We start from the raw sequence: 5,994 nt of genomic DNA, 5'->3' as shown, positions 1-5,994 counted from the left end.
CGGATCAGGAGTGTCGCCCGGGGTCCTGCTCGGTCTGGGGTCTGCTCACCGTCGGTGGCGCAGCGAGCCGACAGGGCGAGCACAGGACCAAACCGGGGGCGGACTGCACGACCGCCTCCGATTCGGGCGTGTTCGATCAGACTGTTTCGAGGTTGCGTGCGGACCAGGCGGCGTAGCTGCCCTCGAGTTCGACAACTCGGTAGCCGGCGCGACGCAGGGCGCTGGCTGCGACCGCGTTACGGACGCCGCTCTGGCAGTAGGTCACGATCGGACCGCCCGTGGGCAGTCCGTCGAGGTTCCACAGCAATCGCCCACCGCTGAGCTGTTCGGAGCCAGGTATGTGGCCGTCGGCGTGTTCGGTTTTGTTGCGCACGTCCAGCACCATTGCCGAGTCGAACGAATCCAGCTCGTCCGCACCGATCGTCTCGGGTGTCGTCATGGGAAATCCTCGTAGACTTGTGACGTACCCGGTCACCGTATCGATGCCGACCCGCAGCAGGTGATCACGTAGCTCGTCGGCGACGGCGCGGTCCTCGGCAAGCACCACCAGTGGAGTGTCCTCTCGTTCGGGGTCGTAGACCCAGGCACCGAACGAGGCTGCCTTGCCGATACCGGGGATGTTGAGCGCTCCGGGGACAGCGCCGGCGTGCACCTCATATTGGCCGCGGGTGTCGAGGAGGACGACCTCGTCGGAGTCGAGGGCGCGTGCCAATTCGGTGGAGTCGTACTCGTGCAGTGGAGAGAGTGGCCCGAGAACGACCGGGCCCTGCTTGTTCTGACGCTTCATCCGGCCGAAGTAGGCGTGTGCATCCGGTTGGCCGTCGAGCATCTCATCGACGAAGCCCTGCTCGTCGTCGCGCTCGACATACCCGGCCCACCAAGCGAAACGACGTTCGTAGCCGACGCTGGTCGACGGCAACGCGCCGAGAGCTTTTCCGCAGGCACTGCCCGAACCGTGACCCGGAAAGACCTGGATATGATCTGGCTGCGTGACGAACGACCGCTTCAGACTGCGGAAGATCTGTTTGGCACCCTCGAAACGGGTGTCGACACCGTCGGCAGCTTCGTCGAGTAGGTCCGGGCGGCCGAGATCACCGGCAAAGACGAAGTCGCCCGTCAACATGTATCCCGGAGCATCGGCGAAGGCACCGTCGGTCACCAGGAACGAGAGGTGCTCCGGGGTATGACCGGGCGTGTGAACGGCTTGCACGGTGATGTTGCCCAGAGCCAGCGTGTCGCCATCGTGGAGGCGTTCGGCCTCGAAGCCGTACTGCCAATCGTCGCCGCCCTCTCCTGAGACGTAGGTGACCGCCCCGGTGGCCTTGGCCAGCTCGCGAGTGCCGGACAGGTAGTCGGCATGGATATGGGTCTCGGTCACGGCGGTGATGGTCATGCCATGCCGATCGGCCAGATCCAGATACACACCGATGTCGCGGCGGGCGTCGACCACCACTGCCTCTCCTTTGGCCTGGCAGCCGATGAAGTATCCGGCTTGGGCGAGGTCTTCGTCGTAGATGCGTTCGAGAAGCATCGAAATCTCCTTGTCGATCGTGGCGGCGTTCGTATGGGTGTCAAGAATCCACGGTACCCCGTGGGGTATTTTTGCAGGTTCTGTGCGTCGAGGCGCACGGTTCCGATTCCTGCGGGGTGGAGGTGAAGTGGGCGGCATTCCACTGGGCGACCAGGGGCATCGCAACCGACTGATCCAGCGAGGCGCAACGACTCACAGCGCCACCGCAGCGGTTGCCGACCATCACGTCCTCCTCAGCCGTCCGGCACTCGCCGACTCGGGGCGGACGAGGGAATTTCATTCCTCCCGAGTGTGACGTTTGTCAGAATTGGCGACTAGCCTCATCCATAATGTACGTACATCCGTACGATCAATCAAGGAGAGGGTGGCGTATACCTCGGCACGTGTCCTTGCACCACCTGCTCGAACGCCGGAATGACCTTCCAACACGACTGCTGTCGATGCAGTGCACCTGGCCTCAATGACCACCAATGTCGTGACCACACGGCTCGCGCCCACACCGACGTCAGACCGGATGCGCACCCGCCGCTCGGGGACGCTCACGCTCTGGACTTCCCCGATACATCCTTCGACACCATGGTGTGCACGTTCTCGCTCTGCGCCATCCCAGCCCCGGACATCGCGCTCTCGGAAATGTCGCGAGTGCTGCGTCCAGGTGGAACAATGCTCCCCGCCGATCACGTCGCCTCGTCGATCCGGCCGGTTCGATGGATCCAACGCGCCCTGAAACTGGTGAGCATCCCGATCGGTGGCGTGCACTTTCTGCGACGGTCCTCGCTCGCGATCACCGGTGACGAGAGCTTCTCCATCGAGGACATCGACCGGTTCACTCTCGGTCTCGTCGAGCGTCTTCACGCCCGAAAGGTGTCCTGAACGGGCAGGTACGATGGGCGCGGCACGCGCGGCCGACCATATTCCGGTACTTCTGCCTCGACGAACGCGAGAAGCCGCTTCAGCAGTGCATCCGCACGGTCGTCGAGCGTTGAATCGACGCCACCGAGTAGCTCGTGCGCGTCCCGGCGTGCCTGGGTCCCGTATTCGTAGTATCCGGGGTCGAGTACCGAAGCCGAGGCGGGCTACGGGACGAGCTGTGCGCTCGGTTGCCGTGCCTGCACCGAGTGGAGTCGGTGCACAGGTACTCGCCCGTCCAGGTGGGCTCGAACGATGTCGGCGACCGCACGGGACGTGAGTGGGGTCGCAATCAACGGGGTGTGGCCCAACCGGTCGATCGCAGTCGACAGCGGCTGCCGATCGGCCGGATCGACGTACCGGTCGAATCCGCCGAGTCCGGTACCGCCCACGGCATCGAGAGCATTCGGGTACTCGGATACCGCGTGCGATGGCCCAGCACCTCCAACAAGCGCTGATACACCATCCGCGGCGAGATACCCCGCCCCCGTCAGTGCCGGGGGAAGTGACAGTGTGGACGCCGCGGCCTGTGTCGATACGAAGGGCGTCGATCCTTGGATCGGCGGTGACATTGCAGTGCCGCAGGGCCGCGATCTGGGTGTACGGCAGACCGGTCGAGGCGAAGATCAGGACGCGGGCGTCTCGCCGCGCGAACAGTTCTGACGGCCAACCGGATTCGGGGAGGCGGGCGATGATGCCGCCGATCACGGCTGCCAGCTCGTGCAGGCGCGCCGTACGCGCCACGTCCAGCGCAGCCCGAACGATCTCCGCGCGCCCCGGAGGGGGTAACAGCTGCCGGGAATGGGTGCCGTCGATCACCGCGATCCGGCGGCGTTGGGTCGTCGACGTAGCGAGGTGCACGTGGAGGACGCCGCGACGACCTGCAGCCAACGTACCCACGCGCAGACCGGGCAGGATTCGTGACGGCCGGTGAACGGTAGGGCTTTGAAGGCCCCGACGCCGTCCTGATCGGTCTTCGACGCCCGAATCCGTACGTGCGCACCGTCGAGGCGGTCGCGGCGGACACCGCCGCATTCGAGCGCCACGAGTTCGCTACGACGAAATGCGCCGGTATAGCCCATCAGAAGCAGCGCGGTGTCGCGCCGTTTGAGGACCTCCGACGCCCACCCGGTCACACTGAGACGTGCATGATCGACGATGGTGGTGATGTCGGAGGTCAGCAGCGGTGCGCGTGGATTGCGTGGCCGCTCGCCCGCCGACGCGTAATCCCGCCGAATACTGGCGAGGGTGGCGCGGACCATCTCGTGCCCGCCCGGGTTGTCGTGTCTGGTAGCGCGGTGGCGGTCGGCGATCGCTGCGACCCATTTGCCGAACGTCGCGGCCGCGTACGCCCGAGTCCCGTCGACGGTGAGTGTGTCCGCCGCGGCCACGAGATAGACGGTATGGAGGTCTTGGCTGGGGCCCCTCCGCATGTAAGCGTGGGTTGCCGACAGGAGTGGGTCCTGGCCGGTAGAGCCACAGATGTGGGAGGCCCCAGTGAAGAATCATCGTACGAGTGTTGGTTTGGATGTGCACGCACGATCGGTGGTGGCGTGCGGTTTGGATGGCGAGACGGGCGAGTTGTTCGAGCGTCGCATGTCGCCTGATCACAAAGAAATCCTGGAGTGGATTCGTTCGCTGCCAGGACTGGTGCATGTCGTCTACGAGGCGGGCCCGACCGGTTTCGGTCTGGCCCGTTTTCTGTTGGCCGCCGGTGTCGATTGTGTGGTGGCGGCACCGTCGAAAATTCAGCGTCCCCCTGGTGACCGCATCAAGACCGATGCCCGTGATGCCCGGCATTTGGCTCGGTTGCTTCATTTGAGTTCTATTGTGCCGGTTCTGATTCCGAGTACCGAGCAGGAGTCCGCTCGTGATCTGGTGCGAGCAAGGGAGGACTGCCGCGGCGATCTGGTGTCCGCACAGCATCGCCTGACACATGTGCTGCTGCGTCAAGGGATCATCTACAGCGGCGGCAAACCCTGGACCGCAGCCCACGATCTGTGGTTACGTCGCCAGCGGTTCGATTCACGTGCACTGCAGATCACCTACGACACCGCCTACGAGACCGTCATCGCCACCACCGAACGCCGGAATCGTCTCGATACCGCCATCGCGGACATGGCTGCGCATTCGTCGTTCACTCCGGTGGTGACCCGGCTGGGGTGCCTTCGTGGGGTGGCGACGTTGACAGCGTTCGGTTTGGCGACGGAGATCGGTGAGTGGGACCGGTTGACCGGCCGCTCGATCGGTGCGTTCGTCGGGTTGATCCCGACCGAGCATTCTTCCGGTGAATCCCGGTCGCAGGGCGGTGTCAGCAAAACCGGCAATGCTCACGTACGCCGACTGCTGGTCGAGGCTGCCTGGCATCATCGCAAGCCGTATCGGCCGGGGCGTGAACTGGTGGCACGGTGGAAGGCGTCGACTCCCAAAGCCAAAGCGCGAGGACATCAAGCGAACCGGCGGCTGCACGCACGGTGGGAACATTTCGACGAACGCGGTAAACGTGCGGTGGTCGCCAATGCCGGGATCGCACGAGAGCTGGCCGGCTGGTGCTGGTCGTTGGCCACGCTCGAGGAATGACTGAAGCTCCGACGCCGAAGTAGCGATCTGCGTCGGGATAGATGTCCGGAATGAACGGTCGACGACGATGTGGGATGTGGCCGAGCGTCTGGGAGTGACCCGCTAGCCGCCTATGAGCAATCCTCAACTGCGCGTTGGGATCACGCTCGACTCATAGACTTGCGATCCACTCCAGCCGAAACAGTCCGTCCTGCGGTAACCAACCCGCGTATATGAGAGTTGACGACGCGTCGAACACTACGACACGCTCACCTCCCACTCGCATCGATCACCATCCCGGCAACAGGAAGCGGTGGCACACACGACGGTGCGTGCCACCGCTTCACCATGCCGTCGTTGACAGGCCGACCTCCATATGAGGCGGCCACCGTCGCGGGATGCGCCGGTAACGAGATATACCCGGTGGCGGCGCACCAGGTTTCGAAGCGTCTCCACGCCGAGGCGTAGGCGCGGCGGGTGCCGGTCGAGCGCGATGACGCCATCGACTGCTCGATCCGAGCGGCGACGTCGGGTGGGAGATCCGGAAACACCGCTGCGGTACCGCCCGGCAAGACAGCCGGAACAATGTTCGAGTCGTCTGCGAGCTGGCGTTCGGTCATGGGCAGGACTGTAGCGGGCACCTCCTACACATTTATCGAACAGAAACTACGCTCACCTGGCGTTTCCTCAAGGACGGTGCGGGAAGGAAAATTCTCGTCGGTCACCGCACAAATAACGTTGGTGACTATGACCCCGCCGCGAAAACGGCGCTTCTCGGCTGTCGCCGCGCGTGCATCGCGGACGACCCCGCTCCATCGGGCGAGAGCTATGTCGGCGGATGGTGCAGCGGGATCCCGTGGTCGAGGAACAGTTGCACCGTCTCATCCAGCTCCGCCGCGGTGCGGCACCACCCCCAGCGCAGGAAGTTGTACAACGAACTGGCGGATGCGGGATCGACGCGCGCCGCCGCGATGGCGGCCTCGGCCGCAGCGTGC

At 64.5% G+C, this 5,994-nt stretch carries 6 protein-coding genes and 1 pseudogene; 4 read left to right on the top strand and 3 right to left on the bottom strand.

Translation table 11 applies throughout. The features are described 5' to 3' along the window. Nucleotides 1-136: 136 nt before the first annotated feature. Entirely contained in the window at nucleotides 137-1,531 is a 1,395-nt protein-coding gene (locus VF34_RS15550; protein ID WP_045841737.1) for an MBL fold metallo-hydrolase, read from the bottom strand. 414 nt (nucleotides 1,532-1,945) lie between these two features. Between VF34_RS15550 and VF34_RS15545 the strand changes: the two genes are divergently transcribed. The 3 genes from VF34_RS15545 (at nucleotide 1,946) to VF34_RS25000 (ending at nucleotide 3,103) form a co-directional block, all read left to right on the top strand. Continuing rightward, nucleotides 1,946-2,404 carry a class I SAM-dependent methyltransferase gene (locus VF34_RS15545; protein WP_080733148.1) on the top strand — a complete coding sequence of 153 codons (459 nt, stop codon included), beginning with the start codon at nucleotides 1,946-1,948 and terminating at the stop codon, nucleotides 2,402-2,404. A 338-nt stretch (nucleotides 2,405-2,742) separates the two neighbouring features. Further along, nucleotides 2,743-2,898 carry a hypothetical protein gene (locus VF34_RS25005; RefSeq protein WP_155288742.1) on the top strand — a complete coding sequence of 52 codons (156 nt, stop codon included), beginning with the start codon at nucleotides 2,743-2,745 and terminating at the stop codon, nucleotides 2,896-2,898. Between the two features lie 55 nt (nucleotides 2,899-2,953). Further along, nucleotides 2,954-3,103: a hypothetical protein gene (locus tag VF34_RS25000; protein WP_155289453.1), complete on the top strand. Its 150-nt coding sequence runs from the start codon at nucleotides 2,954-2,956 to the stop codon at nucleotides 3,101-3,103. Between the two features lie 197 nt (nucleotides 3,104-3,300). Here the strand turns inward: VF34_RS25000 and VF34_RS15535 are convergent. Then, nucleotides 3,301-3,837: pseudogene (locus tag VF34_RS15535) on the bottom strand (integrase); the annotation flags it as partial. Between the two features lie 100 nt (nucleotides 3,838-3,937). Between VF34_RS15535 and VF34_RS15530 the strand changes: the two are divergent. After that, nucleotides 3,938-5,020, top strand: a complete 1,083-nt coding sequence (locus tag VF34_RS15530) for an IS110 family RNA-guided transposase (protein ID WP_426374983.1) — start codon at nucleotides 3,938-3,940, stop codon at nucleotides 5,018-5,020. A 248-nt stretch (nucleotides 5,021-5,268) separates the two neighbouring features. Here the strand turns inward: VF34_RS15530 and VF34_RS15525 are convergent, their stop codons facing one another. Next, nucleotides 5,269-5,619 (bottom strand): hypothetical protein, encoded by a 351-nt coding sequence (locus tag VF34_RS15525; protein ID WP_045840682.1) that lies wholly within the window; start codon nucleotides 5,617-5,619, stop codon nucleotides 5,269-5,271. Nucleotides 5,620-5,994 lie beyond the last annotated feature (375 nt).

It is taken from the genome of Rhodococcus sp. PML026, from assembly GCF_000963615.1.
GTDB lineage: Bacteria > Actinomycetota > Actinomycetes > Mycobacteriales > Mycobacteriaceae > Rhodococcoides > Rhodococcoides fascians.
The sequence above is the reverse complement of the archived record's forward strand: the minus strand, read 5'-3'. Positions and strand labels throughout refer to the sequence as shown.